Consider the following 17,880-nt stretch of genomic DNA (forward strand, 5'->3'; position numbering starts at 1 on the left):
TCCCGGCTGGATACAATGGCGGCTTTCAACACAATGAGAACCGCCATGCGACTAGCCAATAGAACCGCCATCGTCACCGGCGCCAGCCAGGGCATCGGCCTCGCCTGCGCCCAGCGCCTGGTGCAGGAAGGCGCACGCGTCATGCTCGTCGACGTCCGTCCCGAGGGTGCCGAGGCCGCCGCGGCGCTGGGCGAAGCGGCACGCTTCCACCATGCCGACGTCAGCCTGAAAGCCGACGTCGACGCAATGATCGCCGCGACCCTCTCCGCCTTCGGCCAGATCGATATCCTCGTCAACAATGCCGGCGTGACGCATGCGGCCGACTTCCTCGAGCTGGAGGAAGAAGACTTCGACCGCGTCCTGCGCATCAACCTGAAATCGATGTTCCTGTGCAGCCAGGCCGCCGCACGCGAGATGGTCAAGCGCCAGGCCGGCTGCATCATCAACATGTCCAGCGTGAACGCCGAACTGACCATCCCGAACCAGGTGCCCTACGTCGTCTCGAAAGGCGGCGTGAATCAGCTGACGCGCGTGGCCGCGATCAGCCTGGCCGCACATGGCATCCGCGTCAACGCGATCGGTCCGGGCACGATCCTCACCGAACTGGCGAAGAAGGCCGTGCTCGGCAGCCCCGAGGCGCGCCACACGATCCTGTCGCGCACGCCACTGGGACGCTGTGGCGAGCCCGAGGAAGTCGCGTCGATCTGCGCCTTCCTGGCGAGCGACGACGCGTCCTACGTCACCGGTCAGACGCTGTATGCGGACGGCGGCCGTCTGGCCCTGAACTATACGGTGCCCGTGCGCGAGTGAAGCGAGACAGCCGAAGAGTTAAGTGAACAGATATGCGAAATATCAATGTCTGGTATCTGCATTCTAAATTGGACATATATTTGGCAGCGCAGCATACTTGCACCTGTCTCCACTATTCTCCTCCAAGAAAATAGTTTTAAGCCCGCCTCGAGCGGGCTTTTTTTTTGCGCGATATGGTTGAGATTACGAAAGGCCGGCACAGTTCGAGTACTTCGGTTCTCGTTTGATTACTGTCACGGCGTGGTCACAATCAGCCCATATACTTTGAATCACTGCGATACACGCAACCGATATGCGTGATGGCAGCAGGTGTGCTGCACCGGGGTGCAACACACCAACCGATTACGTCTCTTGGCCCGATCTTGGGTTGTGCCCGTCAGTTCCTGACGGGCATTTTTTTCTTCGTATTGGCAACACACCAACAAAAATTTTCCGGCAGAGCTTGAAGCTGCCCGGGAATTGGCTATGATGAAGCTCCCGCCCTGCACTTTTCTCATCCGCAGGGTTGCGGACACATTACGATACTAGGGAGCCTGTCCTATGAATCTACGTGCATCCGAGACCTACGCAGATCCGCCCGAATCGGCCGCTTGCCGCCGCCACCAGCATCAGGTCGGCGATGATCTTGTGCTGAGCGAATTGAACCCCCTGGCCGTCATCGATCAGCTCGACGACGAGAGCGTTCCGCTGAACCTGTTGACCTTCGGCAGCGTGCGCGAAATCTGTCCCAAGTGCCGGCACACCCACCTGAAACTCGTGCTGCGGCAAAACAGCGTGCGCATGGCACACCTGTTCTGCGCCGATTGCGAAAGCTGCTTCGACGCCCACTATACGAACGGCGCTCACGCGCTGGCGATCTGAGCGGCCAGAAAATTCCTCGCATGGTATCGTGGGCATTTGCCCAACGTACTGCCGCCATGCCTGCTTTCCTGTCGCACTTGTTGCTCGATCCCCGCCTGCGTTCCGTCCGCATCACGACCGCCGTGGTGCTGTATGCCGGCGTGCTCGTCGCCGGCTCGATCCCCGGCGCCCGTGCCGAGGTGGGTGAATTCGCGCCCGGCGTGGTGCTGCATGGCCTGACCTACGCTTTCCTGTCCATGCTGTGGTTCCTCGGCAGCGCGGGAAGCGGCCCGGTGCGCGCCGCCAAGGCAGTGGCGGCGATCGCGCTGATGGGTGCCGGCGACGAGCTGGTGCAGAGCTTTCTGCCCTACCGTACCGGCGCCGTGGGCGACTGGATGATCGACGTCGGCGCGGCGCTGCTGGCCAGCACCCTGCTGGCCGTGTTGGTACCCCGGCAAGACACCGTACGCCGGCGCTGACCCTTCTTGCCGCGGAAAAATCCGCCGGACCAGTGGCCAGCTTGATTCAGCTCAGGCCGAACCCGAGTCAGCTGGAACGCTGACGCGCTTCCTGCCTCTCACTCCAGTGGCATGACATCGTCACGCATCCAAACATCCACCATAAGGAGTTGAACATGAAGCACACACACCAGAGCATGCTCCTGGCGGGCTTGCTGGCTGTATCGCTGGGCCTGGCCGGGTGCGCCGGCATGCGCGGCGGCGGCGAGTCACCGAACGGCGCCACCTCGGGGGGCTCGAGCGGCACCAGCGGCGCAACCGGCACCGGTGGCTCCAGCAGCTACGGCTCCGGCAGCGCCACCGATGCATCCGGCAATCCCACCGGCAGCAGCGGCAGCTCGAGCAGCACGGGCACCATGGGCACCGGCACCTCGGGCAGCTCTGGCACCAGCGGCACCAGCGGATCGTCCGGCTGGGACCAGTCCGGCGCCTCGGCGCAGGCCGGCACCCCGACCGCCGCCAGCGCCCCACCGAACAGCACGGTGCTAGCGATCGAGGTCATGCCGCGCGCGAGCTCGGGCAGCTCGGGCAGCTCCGGTGCCACCGGCAGCACGGGCTCGAGCGGCGCAACTGCCGGCGCGAACAGCTACCGGGTCACGGTGCGCATGGATGACGGGAGCTCCCAGGTCATCACCCAGGACACCACGCCGGACTTCCGCAGCGGCGACCGCGTGAACGTCACCAGCGGCGTCATCAAGCGCTAAGGAGGCCCCGCAAACGACAACGCGCACCATCGCGGGTGCGCGTTGTTCCTCAGCCGTGCGCGCGATTTACGGCATGCCCGTCCCGCCAGGCAAGCCATCCCCTTCCGCTTCGATCTCCTTGCGCTGCAGCGTGACGTTGCGCGTGGCGGCACTGATCACCTCCAGCGGCAGCTTCGGCGTACGGTCGGCGTTGAGCAGGCCGTTGGCTTCCTGGAAGGTGTCGGTGAACTGCGTGTAACAGAAGCCGCTGAACATGAAGGTCTCGTTCACCACCCTCAGGAGGTCGCGGTACAGCGACAGATAGCTCTCGGACGAGTGCGCCCGCGAATAGCCCCAAGTGGTCTTGTCCGCGTCCGGATTCTGCTTCGGATCGTAGGCGATGCCGCCGAATTCGGTCAGCACGATCGGCTGGCCGCGGTGCGGGAAACCGTCCAGGGTCAGGATGCGGCCGCCCGGACGGCGCTGATCGAACAGGGTGCGCACCGGGTCGGTGACGGCATAGCGCGCCTGCAGCTTTTCCGGATCGCAGTCGTAGTCGTGGATGCCGAGGATGTCGGTGGCCGAAGCTTCCCAGCCGTCGTTACCGATCACCGGCCGGGTCGAGTCGAGCGTGCGCGTCAGGTGGTACAGCGCCTCGACCGCGTTGCGGTGAGCCTGGGTCAGGGTCAGGTTCGGCACGCCCCAGGATTCGTTGAAGGCGACCCACACGATGATGCAGGGGTGGCTGTAGTCGCGCTGGATCGCTTCGGTCCATTCGCGCACCATGCGCGTGATGGCGCGCGAGCTGAAGCGGTAGGCCGACGGCATCTCTTCCCACACCAGCAGGCCGAGCTTGTCGGCCCAGTAGAGGAAGCGCGGGTCTTCGATCTTCTGGTGCTTGCGCACGCCGTTGAAGCCCATCAGCTTGACCAGCTCGACGTCGCGCTTCAGGTGCTGGTCGGAGGGCGCCGTCATGAAGGACTCGGGCCAGTAGCCCTGGTCGAGCACCAGGCGCAGCTGGTAGGGACGGCCGTTGAGCATGAAGCGGTCGCGGTTGATCGAAACCGAGCGCAGCGCCGTGTACGAGCGGATGCGGTCGAGCACCTGGTCGCCGCAGCGCAGGGTCACCTCGGCATCGAGCAGGGTCGGGCGTTCCGGGCTCCACAGGATCTCGTTGCGCGAATCGTCGATGCCGGGGTCGGACAGCGCGATCTTGCGGTTCGCCTCGCCCTGCAGCAGCTTGTAGTAGTCGTCCGCCAGCAACTGGTCGCCGTGCCAGATCTTGACCTCGACGAACAGATCCTGCTGGGTGTGGCCGGCCGCGAACACCTCGCAGCCGATCTCGTAGGTCTCGAAGATGGGCGTCCAGCGCAGCGAGGCGATGTAGGTGTCTGCCACCTGCTCGACCCAGACGGTTTGCCAGATGCCGGTGGTGCGCGGATACCAGATTGAGTGCGGTTCGAGCAGCCAGTCCTGCTTGCCGCGCGGCTTGGCCAGGTCGGCCGGATCGTCTTCGACGAACACGGTCACGACCTGCTTGCCGTCGGCGTTCATGGAGCCGGTGATGTCGGCCTGGAAGGGCGTGTGGCCACCCTCGTGCTCGGCCACCAGGCGGCCGTTGACCCAGACCCGCGCCGCATAGTCGACCGCGCCGAAATGCAGGATGGTGCGCTTGTTGTTCGGCATGATCTCGAACTCGCGCTGGTACCACACCGCGCGGTGGAAACCGGTGTCCTGGATGCCGCTCAGTTCGGTCTCGACCGCGAAGGGCACATTGATTTCATGGGTCCACTCGGCGACGTCTTCCGGCTGTGCATAGCGCAGCTCGTCGTCGAAGGTGAAACGCCATTTGCCGTTGAGGTTGATCCAGTTGTCGCGTACCAATTGGGGACGGGGGTATTCAAACTGATTCATTGTTGTCCTTTCTGTTCAGTCGGAACCGGAATGAGGATCCGGCCCTGTCGTCCGTTCTTGTTGTAGGCCGCCAGCGCGGCGGCGGCAGCTTCCTGTGCCTGCCCGGCACGGCACAAGGCTACACAGGCCCCGCCGAAGCCGGCGCCGGTCAGGCGCGCTCCCAGTACGCCGGGAGCGGCGCGCAGCGCCTCGCACAAGGCATCCAGCTCGGGAATCGACACTTCGTAGTCGTCGCGCAGGCTGAAGTGCGAGGCATTCATCAATTCGCCGAAGCGTTCGGCGCTCACGCCCTGCGCCGCTTCCAGCACGCGCAGGTTTTCATGGACCACGTGGCGGGCGCGCTCGCGCATCGGCGACGGCAGGCTCTCCACCGCGGCCGGGTCCTGCACGTCGCGCAGCGCCTGCACGCCCAGCTTGCGCGAGGCCTCTTCGCACTCGGCGCGCCGCTCGTTGTACTTGCTGGCCGCGAGCTTGCGCGCCACGCCCGAGTCGACCACGATCAGTTCGGAGCCAGGGGGCATCTTGACCAGGCGGTGTTCCAGCGTGCGCGCGTCGATGAACAGCATGTTGTCCTCGTCGCACAGGCTGGACGCCATCTGATCCATGATTCCGCAGTTCACGTGCGCGTACTCGATCTCGGCGCGTTGCGCGATGCGCGCCAGCTTGACGTCGTCCAGTGCAAAGCCGAGCAGCGCGCGCATGGCGCGCAGGGTCGCCACCTCGAGCGCCGCCGAGGACGAAAGGCCCGAACCGACCGGCAGGTTGGTGGTGATGTAGACGCGCAGCGGCGGCACCTCCACGCCCTCGGCCTGGACCAGCCGGATGCAGCCCTCGATGTAGCTGCCGTAGCCCTGCCGCGCATTGCCGTCCTGGGCGAAGGTGACGGTGTTGTCGAACGTAGGCGAGTAGAAGTGGAAATGCTCGTCGCCGCTGCGGCTCATCGCCACCAGCGTGCGCTGCGGGGTCGCCACCGGCAGCATGAAGCCGTCGTTGTAATCGGTATGCTCGCCGAGCAGGTTGACGCGCCCGGGGGCCGACGCGTTCACTTCAGGCGCGCCGCCGAAGAAGGTGTCGGTGTTCATCATGATGATGCTTGCGCCTCCAGCCAAAGGGGCCGCTTGCGGCCATGTACGTCCGCCGCCGGCCAGCCGGGGTCGAACGTGAGGTTCTCGAGCCCGTCGGGGCCGAGCAGGAAAGTGTCTTCGATTTTTACGCCCGCGAAGCTCGGATTGAACGCGAAGGCCATGCCCTCTTCCAGCAGCGTCGCGGTGCTGGGGCCGGCGACGATCTCGCGCGCCCGGTAGCCGGTGATGCCGCCCTGGTGGTGCTCGCGGATCGCCGCTTCGCGGTCGGCGTGCTTGTAGGCCGCCTCGAGCGCGTGGTACACGGCCGACAGCGACTTGCCCGGCTGGATCGCCGCCAGGCCGGTGGCCTCGACGTCCATCAGCGCGCGCTGCTCATCGACGGGTGCCGGGCCAAAGCTCACGAAGCGGGTCAGGTTGGCGTACAGGCCGTGGCGGCGCGCGCAGAACACCAGCATGGCGCGTGCGCCGATCGGCTCGTTGGTGGGGGTCGGATGGCGGTAGGCCGGCAGGCGCCGTTCGCCTGCAGCCAGCACCAGCGCCGGATGGATGCCTCGCCGCCACAGCGCTTCCGCGCCGGCGCCGGCCAGCTGGTACTCGGTCCAGTCGGGCCGCGCGCGGCGCAGCACTTCGCTCATCGCCTCGGCGGCCTCGCGTCCCAGCACGCGGTAGCGCGCGCCTTCGTCGGGGCCCAGCACCATGCGGCGCTGGCGCAGCGCATGCGGCAGCGGCTGTTCGCCGAAGGCGGCGCCGGTCCCGTTTCCGGGGCGGTCGGACAGGATGGTCCGGCCGGCCGCGGCGTTCTGCACGTAGCGTTCGCGCAGCTCCGGCTCGGCCCAGGGCTCGATGTGGAAGGTGAAGCCATCGGGCAGCTCCTCGGTGCGCAGGCGCTCGGCTTCGATGGCGTCGGTCAGGATGCAGGCTTCCTCCGGCGTCACCAGGACCTCGGCCACGCCGCCGTCGGTGGTCTGCAGCACGGCGCTCGAGCCGCCCGCCGTCACCCAGGCGAACCAGTCGACGCCGCGCAGGCGGACCGCCCCCGCGCCCGCCGCCGCCAGCTGGGCGCGCAGCAGCGCCAGCTTGTCCGCGACCTCGGCGCTGCGTTGCAATTGGCCGTTCATGCGCGCCCTCCTGCAGCGCCTTCATCGAGGCTGACTTCCACCTGCTGCAGTTCGTAGGCGGTGGTCTCGGGCAGCACGTCCATCGCGAACATGCCGGCCGCCAGCTCGGTGCCGGCCAGGTACTTCAGGCGGTCCTTGGTACGGTAAGGCGGATAGAACTGCGCATGCAGCTGGGTCTCCGGATGGGCGGCGCCGTCGGTGGGCGCCTGGTACCAGGCCATCAGGTAGGGGAAGGGACGGTTCCACAAGGCTTCGTACTTGAGCAGCACGGTCTTGAGCGCGCGCGCCAGGCTTTCACGCTGCGGCGGCGTGAGGGCCGCGAAATCCTTGCACGGCCGGCTCGGCATCACCCACACCTCGTAGGGGTAGCGCGCGCAGGCCGGCACGAAGGCGATCGCGTCCTCGTCCTGGTACAGCACGCGCTTGCCGTCCGCGGCTTCGTCGCGCGCCATGTCGCACAGCAGGCTGGTGCCGTGCTGCAGAAAGTACTCGCGCTCCTGCGCCAGCATGCGCGCCGGCACCGCCGGCACGAAGGGATAGGCATAGATCTGGCCATGCGGATGATGCAGGGTCACGCCGACCTCGGCGCCGCGGTTCTCGAAAGGCAATACGTAGTGGATGTGCTGCCGGCTGCCGATGCGCGTGGTCCGGTCGCCCCATACCGACAGCAGCAGTTCGATGCGCGACAGCGGCAGCGAGGCCAGCGCGGATTGCGGGTCCTGGGTGAACACCACCACCTCGCAGTGGCCGTTGGCGGGCGCGGTCGGCACCGTCACGCTTGGCGGGTCGTGCGACTCCAGCGCCAGCGAAGGAAAGCGGTTGTCGAACACGGCGATCTCGTAATCGCCGGCCGGCATCTCGGTCGGGTGCTGCGGATCGCTCATCGGCGCCAGCGGGTTGTACTGGGGCGGCGGCTGGTAAGTGCGGTTCTGGCGGAAGGCGGCGAAGGTCACCCATTCGCCGCGCAGCGGATGCCAGCGCAGGTGGGGATTGGCATGCTGGGGATCGGCGAATGGGCTGGGCGCAACGATCCCGTCCGGGATCGGCTGCTTGCTGTACAAAGTAATGTTGCGTCCGTCCGGCTTCTTGAGATCTTTGCTGTGCATGGCATCCAAAAAATGTCGGGCTTGGGGTAAGCAACGAGCGCAAGCGGGCACCGGGTGTCCCGGTCCGTTCGCGGTTCGTAGCGACGATCCTATCATGCTGGTTTCGCCACATTTTCCCTCTAGAACTGGTGCTTTTTCCGGCTGTCAACGCAATGCCGGCCAAGGGGTGCGGCACAGCGTGCAGCCTGCCCTGTCGCTTCTAGGAGAAGCCGTTTTTGTTCCCTCTGGGCGAGGCTGCGGCGTAAGTACAGTCCTACAGCATGATTAGAATTATTTACACATTTTGGCGCGCCAAACACCTACGAGCCCAACAGGGTGGAGCGGGCGAAAAAAAGCCCCGGACAGTGCCGGGGCTGGATGGTGTGCTGCAGTCTTACTTCGCGAGTTCGACCAGCACCGCCGTGTACATCTGCAGGTTCAGCAGCAGCTGCTTCTCGGTGATGAACTCGTGCTCGGAATGGCCGGTATAGACCTTGCCCGGCATCGTCGGGCCGAAGCTCACCGCGCCCGGGAACAGGCGCGAATTGGTACCGCCGCCGACCGCCACCGGCTGCGGGTTCTTCATGCCGGTGAAGTAGGAAAACACGTTCATCAAGGTCGGCAGGTGGGGCGCATTCTTCTGCACCCACGGGTCGCTGATGCGCACGCCGACGTTCGCCAGCGGCAGCTGGCGCGCCTGCCATTGCGCCAGCGCGGCATTGACCTCGGCCGTCAGCTGCTCGCTGGTCTTGCCCTGCGGGCGGCGCATGTTGATCGATACCTCGATGCCATCGTCACGCTGCTTGATCACGGTCGGGGCGAAGGTCATCGGGCCCATGAAGCCGTCGCGGTAGGCGATGCTGCCGAACTTCTCGCCGTAGATGCCGGTGCCGACCATCTCGTTGAGGAAGTTGACCACGCCGCCGGCGGTCGTGTTGGCCCATGGGCGCACGGCCAGCGCGTCGGCCAGCATGCTGACCGCGTTGACGCCGTCTTCCGGCTTGGACGAGTGGGCCGACACACCCTTGGCCTTGATGGCGAGGCTGCTGCCCTGCCAGCTGAAGCTGTATTGCATGCCTTCCTGCTTTGCGCCGCGGGCCCGCACCGCCTTTTCGATTTCGGGGGTGGCGTTGGCGATCACCGCATTGGCGTCCTCGGGAATCTGGCTGCCGAAGAAGCCGCCGCCGAATTCGGCCACGTAGGGCTGGTCTTCCGGCGCCGCCACAGCGCCGGCCTTCGGCACCGTCACCGCCACCGTGCCATAGCCCTTCTCGGCCGTCACCGCCGGGTATTCGGCGTCGAGCGTGATGTTGACCTGGGGCGGCTGATGGGTCTTCAGGAATTCGACCAGCGGCGCCCAGTCGGATTCCTCGCCCATGTACACGTACAGCTCGATGCGCCTGGACAGCGGCACGCCCTTGTCGCGGATCGACTTCATCGCATACAGCGCGGTGGCGATCGGGCCCTTGTCGTCCTCGGCGCCGCGCGCCAGCAGCTTGCCCGGCTCGCTGGTACGGTCCAGCACGAAGGGCGATTTCTTCCACTTGCCCGGATCGACCGGCTGAACGTCGCCGTGGGTGACCACGCCGACGCGTTCCGTGCCCTGCCCCAGGCCGATGATCACGGTCCAGCCGTGGTCGGCGTAGTCCAGGCCCAGACGTTCGGCTTCGGCCTTCAGCGCTTCCTTGAAGGCGATGTGGACCGGGTTCTTGTCGGACGGGACGGCCTTGTCGGCCACCGTGTTGTAGCTCACCAGTTTGGCCAGGGTGTCGACGATGTCCTTGCGGTAGGTAGTCACCGCATACTTGGCGGTCTTGACCGCGATGTCGCTCGGGGCTTTGGTTGCCGCGCTTGCCGGCATCGCGAAGGAAGCCAGCAGCAGGCTGGCAAGCAGTGTTTTTTGAATCATGGGTGGCCGTCTCCACTTGCTTAAACGCAAAGAGTCTAGCACAGCATCTTTCATGTATCGTGAGGCCTACCAAGCTAAGGAGCCTCCGCCATGACCGCTCGAGCCGTCCACCGCCTGCATCCTGCGATGCGCGACGATATCGGCGACCTGATCACGCAGCGCCCCCTGCCCGGCCGCCTCGTCGACCAGATCGATCCCTTCCTCTTCCTCAACCACCACGGCCCGCAAACCTACCCGCCGCACAACCGCGGCCTGCCCTTCGGCCCGCACCCGCATCGCGGCTTCGAGACCGTCACCTTCATCCTCGAAGGCAGCCTGGCCCACCGCGACAACGCCGGTCACGAAAGCGTGATCCATGCCGGCGGCGTGCAGTGGATGACGGCCGGGCGCGGCATCGTGCATGCGGAGGTCTCGCCGCGCGAATTCCTCGAGCGCGGCGGCCCGATCGAGATCCTGCAGCTATGGGTCAACCTGCCATCGCGCCTGAAGATGAGCGAACCCGCCTACACCGGCCTGCAGCGCGCGGACATCCCGGCCCTGCCGACGGACGGCGGACGGGTGACGCTGAACCTGATTGCGGGGGAATGGGAAGGCCACACGGGACCGGTGCGTTCGCTTACCGGGGTCTTTATGAGCACGCTGGAAATGCGGGCCGGCGGCAGCATCCGCTTTGGCGGACTGAATGGGCGCAACGTCTTCCTCTACGTCGCGCGCGGGGTGGTCCAGGTGGGCAACCATGCCGACCTGGTCAGCCCGATGCACCTGGTGGAACTGGACGAGACCGGCGACACGGTCGAGATCCGCGCCATCCATGACGCGGTGGTGGTGTTCGGCCATGCCGACCCGATCGGGGAACCGGTGGTGTCCCACGGTCCCTTCGTGATGACCACGCGCGAGGAGATCGCGCAGGCCATCAGCGATTACCAGGCCGGGCGCTTCGGCTCAGCGCTGGGCTAGTGCGACCTGGCGGCCGGCCAGCGTGCTGATGCGCACGGTGTCCGGCAGGCGGCGGCTGTTCGGACGCTCGAAGGCGAAGCGCATATCCTTGTTCATCGCGACGAAGCGGTTCTTGCCGACGTGAACGATCTCGACGGGACCGTCGCCGAGATCGGCGTACAGGCTACGGTTGCGTCCGTCGACCTTGCCGGTGACGGTCAGCATGCGGCCATCCTCGAGGTCGTAGCGGCCCTGCACGTTGTCGAACATGAAGGGTGCCATCTGGGTCTGTTTCGGCTGGGCGCCGACGACGGTGACGCGCTCGGCGTCAACCTGCGGTGCTGCGGAAGCGCTCAGGGTGACGAAGGTGGCGGCGGCTGCCAGCAGGAGTTTGGTGCGCATGATCGGTACTTCCTTTCAGGTCGAATTGATTGTCGGACCTGTGCGGCTTTACTGCACGCGCCGCGCGGTCCACCTTGTTCAGATTCGCCAGCGTTTATCGGTGTTTGTCTGGCGATGAGGGAAGTGTAGCGATGCGCCGCGGCCGCTCAAGCGACATGTGCTGGAACGCCGAAAACGCGTGACGAAATGCCTAAAACGGAGACCAGACGGGAGGACCATATTTGTGCCTGCGTTCGACGTCTGCACGCCGTACAGATGTCCCACAAAGCCTGAATTGACGGGCGAAAACTGCTTTTTTGGAACGTGCGTCTGCATGTCTGCAGTTGGCTTACAGTAGGGCTTTTCCCACTGGTCTCAACACTTCATGCAAGCCATTCCCCTCGTCGCCACCACGCGCGGCTACCCAGACACCGGTAACGTGATCGAGAACCTGCACCTTGGTTCAATCGCGGTCGTCGACGTCCACGGCCGCCTGCTGTATGCGGCGGGTGACCCGCACTACCCGACCTTCACGCGCTCGGCGCTCAAGCCCTTCCAGGCCCTGCCCTTCATCCTGTCCGACGGCCCTGCCCGATTCGGCCTGAGCCGCGACGAGATGGCGCTGCTGTGCGCCAGCCACTCGGGCGAAGAGATGCACCTCGCGGGCGTGCGCTCGATTCTGGACAAGATCGGCCTCGACCCCGGCCACCTCGAATGCGGCTGCGCCACGCCGCTGTTCTACGAATTCACCGGCCAGCCGGCGCCGACCGACCGCGACTGGACGCCGCTGCACCACAACTGCTCGGGCAAGCACAGCGGCTTCCTGGCCTGGTGCCGCCTGCATGGCGCACCGACGCGCGGCTACGTCGAGCGCAGCCATCCGCTGCAAGCGGCGATCCGCGCCGCGCTGGCGGAGGCTGTGGGAATCCCGGCCGAGCGCATGCCGGTCGGGCTCGACGGCTGTTCGGCGCCGAACTACGCGCTGCCGCTGTCCAGCCTCGCCCACCTGTATGCACGGCTCGCACAGGGAAGCGCCGACCCGCAACTGGGCGGCGCCATGGGCCTGCTGTTCGATGCGATGACGGCGCGGCCGGACCTGGTCTCCGGGACGGCGCGTACCGACCTGGCGTGGATGCGCGCCGGCGGCGGCGACTGGGTGGCGAAGATCGGCGCCGATGCGGTGCAGGCGATCGGCATCCGCTCGGCGGGCCTGGGCATCGCGGTCAAGATCGCGGACGGCAACAGCCGCGCCCTGCACCCGGCGGTATACGCCGTGCTCGACCAGCTCGGCCTGCTCGACGAAACCCGGCGCGCCCAACTCGAGCCCTACCGCCAGCCGCCGATCCGCAATGCGCGCGGCACGGTGGCGGGCGACATCCGTACGCTGTTCAGCTTGACGCCCGCGACCTGATTAGCCGACCAGGCGGCGCAGCATGGCGGCGATGCCCTCGACCACCTTGGCGTCGTCCCAGTAGCTGTTGTGGGCGAGCGGGTTCCAGCTGCGCAGCAGCAGGCTGGCGACGCCGCCGCTGGCGTTGACGATGCGGTCTTCGACCAGATCGTGGTAACCCGGCAGCGGCTGCAGCGGCCAGCCCAGCACGTCGTCCGGGTCGTAGTAGTTGATCCACCTGAAGTGCCTGGTCGGCCGGTCGATCGGGACGATGTGCATGATTTTGTGCGCGGCCACGAAGATCGGGATATTGCAGCCGGTCGTGACCAGGGCGGCGCAGGTGCCGGCGCCGAGAAAGGCCTTTTCGCTCTCGGTCAGCGCGCGGTCCAGGGTGCTGGCGGCCCAGGCATCGATGTTGCGCCAGATACCGGCACTGACCGGCTGCCGCTTCGCCGCCTTCTGGGCGTCGTAGATATAGCTCGACAGTACCTGGCAGCCGAGCGACTGCGCGACGAACACCACCGGCACGCCCGGCCGCGCGGCATGCGCCGACAGCAGGGTCTTGGCGATCTCGCCCTGGGCCAGCTCGTAGACCGAGCCGGGGATCTCCTTGCGGTTCTCCAGCCCGGCCGCGTCGCCGAAACCGTACAGCACGAACTTGCGCAGGTCGGCGTAGCGCACGGTGCTGCGCGCCCGGGTCATTTCCCAGATGGCGTCCTGGTTGTCCTGCAAAATCTTCTGGTAATACACGGAACGCATCACTACCTGTCCCGCCAGCACACCCAGCTGCCCGCGCAGGCTTGCCATCAGCCCGTCGGCATAGGTGGGCGGGGTTTCCCCCATCCCGTGCACCGTGATCAGCGCCACGTCGGCCATGGCATCCTCCCCTTCCCGCGCTCCTTGTATTGTTGGGGATAGCCTAACAGTTTTCGACTACCATGGGGCTTTCGGACGACGCAGACGACCATGCCCGACCTGCTCTTCAGCCGCTACCGCGAGGCGATCCGCGGCCTCGATCTCGCGCAGGTGACGGCGCCTGCGCAGATCCCGGAGGCCTTCCTGCTCGGCCGCGAGGGCCGCTACAGCACCCACTACATCCCCTTCGAATCGGTGCATCCGCAGGCGCGCATCGTGGTGGCCGGGATCACCCCCGGCTTCGCGCAATGGAAGAACGCCATGCGCGAGGCGCAGCGCCGGCTGGCGGCCGGCAGCGACGACGACACGGTGCTGCGCGCGGCCCGGCTGGCAGGCGCCTTCAGCGGCGCGATCCGGCCCAACTTCGTGGCCCTGCTCGATGCCATCGGCGTGCAGCGCTGGCTCGGCATCGCCAGCTGCGCCACCGTGTTCGACCAGGATGCCGGACTGGTGCAGGTGAGCGCCATCCTGCGCCATCCGGTCTTCGTCGACGCGAAGAACTACAGCGGCTCGCCTTCTCCGCTGCGCAATGCGTTTCTGCGCGAACAGGTGCTGCGCTGGTTTGCCGAGGAAGCCCGCCAGCTGCCGGACGCGCTCTACATTCCGATGGGCGCCAGCGTCAGCGAAACGCTCGACTGGCTGGTGGCGGAAGGCCACATCCGGCCGGGGCGCGTGCTGCACGGGCTGCCGCATCCATCGGGGGCGAATGCGGAGCGGGTCGCCTATTTCCTTGGGCGCAAGGAGCGGGCTGCCCTGTCCGGCAAGACGAACGGCGCGCAGATCGATGCTGCGCGCGAGGCACTGCTGGCGCAGATGGAGGCGCTGCTGGCTACGAAATCCTTAATTCGAACTCCGTGACCCCATCCACCCCGCCGCGCACCCGGTCGCCCGGCTTCAGCGCCGCGACGCCGGCCGGGGTGCCGGTATAGATCAGGTCCCCCGGCGCCAGCGTGACGAGGCGCGACAGGAGGCTGATCACGTCCGCGATCGGCCAGATCATCTCGTTCAGGTTGCCCTGCTGGCGCAGGTCGCCGTTCACTTCCAGCCAGATGCGCGCATCCCGCGGATGGCCGAGGCTTGCCGCCGGAATCAGCGGGCTGCAGGGCGCCGAGGCATCGAAGCCCTTGGCCATGTCCCAGGGCCGGCCGGCGTCCTTGGCGATCGCCTGCAGGTCGCGCCGCGTCAGGTCGAGGCCCACGCCATAGCCCCACACCAGCGACATCGCGTCGGCGGGATCGATGTCGGCGCCGCCGGCGCCCAGCGCCACCACCAGCTCGACCTCGTGGTGCAGGTCCTGCGTGGCGGGCGGGTAAGGCACGGCGCCGCTGGCCGGCACCACGGCGTCGGCCGGCTTGGTGAAGAAGAAGGGCGGCTCGCGGTTCGGGTCGCTGCCCATCTCGCGCGCATGGGCGCCGTAGTTGCGGCCTACGCAGAATACGCGGCGGACCGGGAAGCGTTCGCTGCTTCCGGCGACGGCCAGCGAAGGCCGGGCCGGGGCGGTGATGACGTAACTGGACATGCTGATCCTTTCATGGACTGGACGCCCATGATAACCGTGCAGCCCCGGCTTCGTCAGGCGGTGGCGGCCGGCGCCTGGGCGCGCGCCGCGGCGGCGCCCACCGACTCGAGGATGCGCACCAGCGCCGTCATGTCGACCGGCTTGACCAGGTGATGGGCGAAGCCGGCCTCGATGGCGCGCTCGCGGTCCCTGGCCTGGCCGTAGCCGGTGATCGCCACCAGCACCGTGTCGCGCGTCTCCGGCATCGCGCGCAGCTGCTCGGCCAGGTGATAGCCGTCGATGTCGGGCAGGCCGATGTCGACCAGCATGGCGTCCGGCCGTTCGGCGCGGGCGCGGCGCAGGGCCGAACGCGCGTCGTATTCGACCGCCGTGCTGTAGCCCTGCACGCCCAGCAGCGTGGACAGGCTGTCGGCGGCGTCGGCATTGTCGTCGACCAGGACCAGGCGCAGCGGACGCTCCAGGCGCAAGCCCTGTTCCTGCGCCGGCGCGCCGCCATTGCCGGTCTCGGGTACCGCATCGACGCAGGGCAGCGCGAGCGTGAAGCTGCTGCCCCTGCCGACGCCATCGCTGTGCGCGCTGACCTCACCCTGATGCAGTTCGACCAGGCGCTTGACCAGGGTCAGGCCGAGTCCCAGCCCGCCCTGCGAACGCGCCAGCGTGCGCGCGCCCTGCGTGAACAGGTCGAACACGTTCGGCAGCAGCTCGGGCGGCATGCCGGAACCGTTGTCGCTGACGGTGAGGCGCATCCGTCCCTCGCCCGCCTCCAGCGCCAGTGCAATGCGTCCCGCCTTGGGCGTGTACTTGGCCGCATTGTTGAGGATGTTGGCCACGCTCTGCACCAGGCGGGTCTGGTCGCCGCGCACGTACACCGGGCCGGGCGGCAGCGCCAGTTCCACCGCGTGCCCCTTCTCGGCGATCAGGGGGCGCGCCTGGTCGAGTGCGCCCGAGACGATGTCGCGGAAATCGACCACGCCCAGCTTGAGCTTGACGAGGCCGCGCGTGACGCGCGAGACGTCGAGCAGGTCGTCGATCAGGCGGCTCATGTGGCGCACCTGGCGGCTGATGATGGTGCTGGTCTGGCAGATGCGCGGCTCGTCCTTGAACTGCATCGACAGCAGGCTGGCCGAACTGCTGATCGGGGCCAGCGGGTTGCGCAGCTCGTGCGCCAGCATCGCCAGGAATTCATCCTTGGTATGGCTCAGGCGCTCGGCCTGCACGCGCGCCGCGCGCTCGCTCTGCAGCAGCGCGTCGCGCTCCTGCGCGGATTTCTGCGCCACCTCGTACAGGCGCGCATTGTCCATCGCGATGGCCGCCTGCGCCGCCACGCCGGCGACGATGCGTTCGGTACGCTCGGTGAACACGCCGGGCTCAGGGTGGCCGAAGAACAGCCCGCCCAGCACTTCGCCGGAGCGCGAGACCACCGGCAGCGCGAGATAGCTGCGCACCGCCAGGTGACCGGAGGGCATGCCCTCGCCCATTGCCGCGTAGCGGGGATCGCGCGTGATGTCGTCGCTGCGCACCGGCGCCTCGCCGTTGAAGGTCGGGCGCAGGATGTCGGTGGCGGGCTTGCCCGGCTGCTCCATGTCCTCGCGCGAGGCGCCCGAGAGCGTGTACAGCTGCAGCCGCTCCCCATGCTCGTCCTGGGCGCTGTAGAAGAAGGCGCCGAAGCGCGCGCCCGCCAGCTCGGTGCCGGCGTCGGTGATCGCCTGCAGCAGCGTGCCCAGGTCGAGCGTCGAGGCCAGCGCCTGGCCGGTGCGGTTGACCATCTCGAGCACGCGTTTTTCGTCGCGCAGCGATTCCTCGACGCGCGCGCGCCGCACCACTTCGCGGGTATGGCGCGCCACGTCCTCGGCCAGCGCGACTTCCTGCTCGCTCCAGTGGCGCGGGCGCTGCTCGTGCAGGTAGAAGATCGCGGCCAGGCGCCCTTCCTCGATCAGCGGCACGATCACCATCGAGCGCGCGCCGATGCTGGCATAGCCGGCCGCATACGGCGCCGCGCGCTCGTCGAGGGCGATGTCGTCCAGGACCAGCGTGCGTCCGGTGCGCAGCAGCCCGATGATGGCGGGCCCGAAGCTGTCGAGCTCGCGCGATTCGCCGGCCAGGCTGGCGATGCTGCCGTCGGTCCAGTCGCGCTCCACGCTCACCATCCGCCCCGCCGCATCGATCTCGCCGTAGCCGACCCGGCCCACGCCGAGGTAGTCGCCGGTCAGGCTGCTGGCCGCTTCCATCACGTGCACGGCGTCCACCAGGCCGCGCAGGGTATCGCTCAGCTTGAGGTGGAAGGCGTGGCGATGCTCGGCCAGCATGCGCGAGGTGCAGTCGGACAGCACGAAGTACACGCCGATCACCGCGCCGTCATGGCGCACCGGCGTGATCGAGGCCGAAAAGTAGCGCCGCTCCAGCTTGCCGTTGCGCTGGAAATCGGTCAGGGTATTTTCGAAATACGCCGGCCGGCCCGCCAGCGCCTCCATGACATGGGGCTGCAGCCGCGGCCACAGCTCCGGGCGCACCAGCGGGAAAGGCTGGCCCATGGCCGCCGGATGCCGGTCGCCGAGGAGTTCGGCATACGCGTCGTTATAGAACAGCCGCAGTTCCGGGCCCCAGGCGATGGCCATCGGAAAATGCGACGCGAGGATCAGGTCGGCGATGGCTTGCATGCCTTCGGGCCAACTGTCGGGTTTCACGGTAGGGAAGACTGGCCAAGGACGCTCGATGGCCTGGCCGGGCAGCGTCGCGCCGCCTTCCGGAAGAAGGGAGAGACTGCTTTCGTTGCTCAT

At 67.1% G+C, this 17,880-nt stretch carries 16 protein-coding genes; 7 read left to right on the forward strand and 9 right to left on the reverse strand.

The window, feature by feature from the left end:
- Positions 1-45 precede the first annotated feature (45 nt).
- The 4 genes from ACSQ25_RS18520 to ACSQ25_RS18535 all read left to right on the forward strand — a co-directional run bounded on the left by ACSQ25_RS18520 (position 46) and on the right by ACSQ25_RS18535 (position 2,872).
- Positions 46-810 carry an SDR family NAD(P)-dependent oxidoreductase gene (locus ACSQ25_RS18520; RefSeq protein ID WP_436107134.1) on the forward strand — a complete coding sequence of 255 codons (765 nt, stop codon included), beginning with the start codon at positions 46-48 and terminating at the stop codon, positions 808-810.
- Positions 811-1,350: 540 nt separating this feature from the next.
- Positions 1,351-1,671 carry a hypothetical protein gene (locus ACSQ25_RS18525; protein ID WP_436107135.1) on the forward strand — a complete coding sequence of 107 codons (321 nt, stop codon included), beginning with the start codon at positions 1,351-1,353 and terminating at the stop codon, positions 1,669-1,671.
- Between the two features lie 20 nt (positions 1,672-1,691).
- The gene (locus ACSQ25_RS18530; RefSeq protein WP_436107136.1) at positions 1,692-2,129 is read left to right on the forward strand and encodes a VanZ family protein; all 438 of its coding nucleotides are present in this window, start codon (positions 1,692-1,694) and stop codon (positions 2,127-2,129) included.
- Between the two features lie 155 nt (positions 2,130-2,284).
- Positions 2,285-2,872, forward strand: coding sequence for a hypothetical protein (locus tag ACSQ25_RS18535; protein WP_436107137.1), 588 nt, complete (start codon positions 2,285-2,287; stop codon positions 2,870-2,872).
- A gap of 66 nt (positions 2,873-2,938) precedes the next feature.
- On the opposite strand, the gene ACSQ25_RS18540 is transcribed toward ACSQ25_RS18535, so the two are convergent.
- The 5 genes from ACSQ25_RS18540 to ACSQ25_RS18560 all read right to left on the reverse strand — a co-directional run bounded on the left by ACSQ25_RS18540 (position 2,939) and on the right by ACSQ25_RS18560 (position 9,962).
- Positions 2,939-4,765 carry a glycoside hydrolase family 2 protein gene (locus tag ACSQ25_RS18540; protein ID WP_436107138.1) on the reverse strand — a complete coding sequence of 609 codons (1,827 nt, stop codon included), beginning with the start codon at positions 4,763-4,765 and terminating at the stop codon, positions 2,939-2,941.
- Positions 4,762-5,850, reverse strand: a complete 1,089-nt coding sequence (galK, locus tag ACSQ25_RS18545; RefSeq protein ID WP_436107139.1) for a galactokinase — start codon at positions 5,848-5,850, stop codon at positions 4,762-4,764. The genes ACSQ25_RS18540 and galK overlap by 4 nt, the downstream gene beginning before the upstream one ends.
- Positions 5,847-6,968: a M24 family metallopeptidase gene (locus tag ACSQ25_RS18550; protein ID WP_436107140.1), complete on the reverse strand. Its 1,122-nt coding sequence runs from the start codon at positions 6,966-6,968 to the stop codon at positions 5,847-5,849. The genes galK and ACSQ25_RS18550 overlap by 4 nt, the downstream gene beginning before the upstream one ends.
- Positions 6,965-8,074: a galactose-1-phosphate uridylyltransferase gene (gene galT / locus ACSQ25_RS18555; protein ID WP_436107141.1), complete on the reverse strand. Its 1,110-nt coding sequence runs from the start codon at positions 8,072-8,074 to the stop codon at positions 6,965-6,967. The genes ACSQ25_RS18550 and galT overlap by 4 nt, the downstream gene beginning before the upstream one ends.
- Before the next feature lie 373 nt (positions 8,075-8,447).
- A complete protein-coding gene (locus tag ACSQ25_RS18560; protein ID WP_436107142.1) occupies positions 8,448-9,962 on the reverse strand; it encodes a dipeptidase in 1,515 nt (504 codons plus the stop codon).
- A 90-nt stretch (positions 9,963-10,052) separates the two neighbouring features.
- On the opposite strand from ACSQ25_RS18560, the gene ACSQ25_RS18565 reads away from it, so the two are divergent.
- Entirely contained in the window at positions 10,053-10,919 is an 867-nt protein-coding gene (locus tag ACSQ25_RS18565) for a pirin family protein (RefSeq protein WP_436107143.1), read from the forward strand.
- On the opposite strand, the gene ACSQ25_RS18570 is transcribed toward ACSQ25_RS18565, so the two are convergent.
- Complete coding sequence (locus tag ACSQ25_RS18570; RefSeq protein WP_436107144.1) at positions 10,905-11,300, reverse strand: hypothetical protein; 396 nt, start codon at positions 11,298-11,300, stop codon at positions 10,905-10,907. The genes ACSQ25_RS18565 and ACSQ25_RS18570 overlap by 15 nt on opposite strands.
- A 364-nt stretch (positions 11,301-11,664) precedes the next feature.
- Here ACSQ25_RS18570 and ACSQ25_RS18575 point away from each other — a divergent pair, with 364 nt between their 5' ends.
- Positions 11,665-12,690, forward strand: coding sequence for an asparaginase (locus ACSQ25_RS18575; protein ID WP_436107145.1), 1,026 nt, complete (start codon positions 11,665-11,667; stop codon positions 12,688-12,690).
- Here ACSQ25_RS18575 and ACSQ25_RS18580 read toward each other — a convergent pair whose 3' ends face one another.
- Entirely contained in the window at positions 12,691-13,545 is an 855-nt protein-coding gene (locus ACSQ25_RS18580; RefSeq protein ID WP_436107146.1) for a hypothetical protein, read from the reverse strand.
- Positions 13,546-13,635: 90 nt separating this feature from the next.
- On the opposite strand from ACSQ25_RS18580, the gene ACSQ25_RS18585 reads away from it, so the two are divergent.
- A complete protein-coding gene (locus ACSQ25_RS18585; RefSeq protein WP_436107147.1) occupies positions 13,636-14,442 on the forward strand; it encodes a hypothetical protein in 807 nt (268 codons plus the stop codon).
- On the opposite strand, the gene ACSQ25_RS18590 is transcribed toward ACSQ25_RS18585, so the two are convergent.
- Together ACSQ25_RS18590 and ACSQ25_RS18595 are read right to left on the reverse strand one after the other, a co-directional pair.
- On the reverse strand, positions 14,414-15,103 hold the full coding sequence (locus ACSQ25_RS18590) for a fumarylacetoacetate hydrolase family protein (protein WP_436107148.1): 690 nt from the start codon (positions 15,101-15,103) through the stop codon (positions 14,414-14,416). The two genes, ACSQ25_RS18585 and ACSQ25_RS18590, sit on opposite strands and share 29 nt — an antisense overlap.
- A 53-nt stretch (positions 15,104-15,156) precedes the next feature.
- On the reverse strand, positions 15,157-17,880 hold the full coding sequence (locus ACSQ25_RS18595; RefSeq protein ID WP_436107149.1) for a GAF domain-containing protein: 2,724 nt from the start codon (positions 17,878-17,880) through the stop codon (positions 15,157-15,159).

The sequence above is a fragment of the Massilia sp. LjRoot122 genome (assembly GCF_964252725.1).
Classification (GTDB): domain Bacteria; phylum Pseudomonadota; class Gammaproteobacteria; order Burkholderiales; family Burkholderiaceae_D; genus Telluria.

What these genes read in the sequence shown, in the direction of transcription:
- ACSQ25_RS18520 (WP_436107134.1), top strand. Translation starts at nt 46, where the DNA reads ATGCGACTAGCCAATAGAACCGCCATCGTCACCGGCGCCAGCCAGGGC.
- ACSQ25_RS18525 (WP_436107135.1), top strand. Translation starts at nt 1,351, where the DNA reads ATGAATCTACGTGCATCCGAGACCTACGCAGATCCGCCCGAATCGGCC.
- ACSQ25_RS18530 (WP_436107136.1), top strand. Translation starts at nt 1,692, where the DNA reads ATGGTATCGTGGGCATTTGCCCAACGTACTGCCGCCATGCCTGCTTTC.
- ACSQ25_RS18535 (WP_436107137.1), top strand. Translation starts at nt 2,285, where the DNA reads ATGAAGCACACACACCAGAGCATGCTCCTGGCGGGCTTGCTGGCTGTA.
- ACSQ25_RS18540 (WP_436107138.1), bottom strand. Translation starts at nt 4,765, where the DNA reads ATGAATCAGTTTGAATACCCCCGTCCCCAATTGGTACGCGACAACTGG.
- galK (WP_436107139.1), bottom strand. Translation starts at nt 5,850, where the DNA reads ATGATGAACACCGACACCTTCTTCGGCGGCGCGCCTGAAGTGAACGCG.
- ACSQ25_RS18550 (WP_436107140.1), bottom strand. Translation starts at nt 6,968, where the DNA reads ATGAACGGCCAATTGCAACGCAGCGCCGAGGTCGCGGACAAGCTGGCG.
- galT (WP_436107141.1), bottom strand. Translation starts at nt 8,074, where the DNA reads ATGCACAGCAAAGATCTCAAGAAGCCGGACGGACGCAACATTACTTTG.
- ACSQ25_RS18560 (WP_436107142.1), bottom strand. Translation starts at nt 9,962, where the DNA reads ATGATTCAAAAAACACTGCTTGCCAGCCTGCTGCTGGCTTCCTTCGCG.
- ACSQ25_RS18565 (WP_436107143.1), top strand. Translation starts at nt 10,053, where the DNA reads ATGACCGCTCGAGCCGTCCACCGCCTGCATCCTGCGATGCGCGACGAT.
- ACSQ25_RS18570 (WP_436107144.1), bottom strand. Translation starts at nt 11,300, where the DNA reads ATGCGCACCAAACTCCTGCTGGCAGCCGCCGCCACCTTCGTCACCCTG.
- ACSQ25_RS18575 (WP_436107145.1), top strand. Translation starts at nt 11,665, where the DNA reads ATGCAAGCCATTCCCCTCGTCGCCACCACGCGCGGCTACCCAGACACC.
- ACSQ25_RS18580 (WP_436107146.1), bottom strand. Translation starts at nt 13,545, where the DNA reads ATGGCCGACGTGGCGCTGATCACGGTGCACGGGATGGGGGAAACCCCG.
- ACSQ25_RS18585 (WP_436107147.1), top strand. Translation starts at nt 13,636, where the DNA reads ATGCCCGACCTGCTCTTCAGCCGCTACCGCGAGGCGATCCGCGGCCTC.
- ACSQ25_RS18590 (WP_436107148.1), bottom strand. Translation starts at nt 15,103, where the DNA reads ATGTCCAGTTACGTCATCACCGCCCCGGCCCGGCCTTCGCTGGCCGTC.
- ACSQ25_RS18595 (WP_436107149.1), bottom strand. Translation starts at nt 17,880, where the DNA reads ATGAGCAACGAAAGCAGTCTCTCCCTTCTTCCGGAAGGCGGCGCGACG.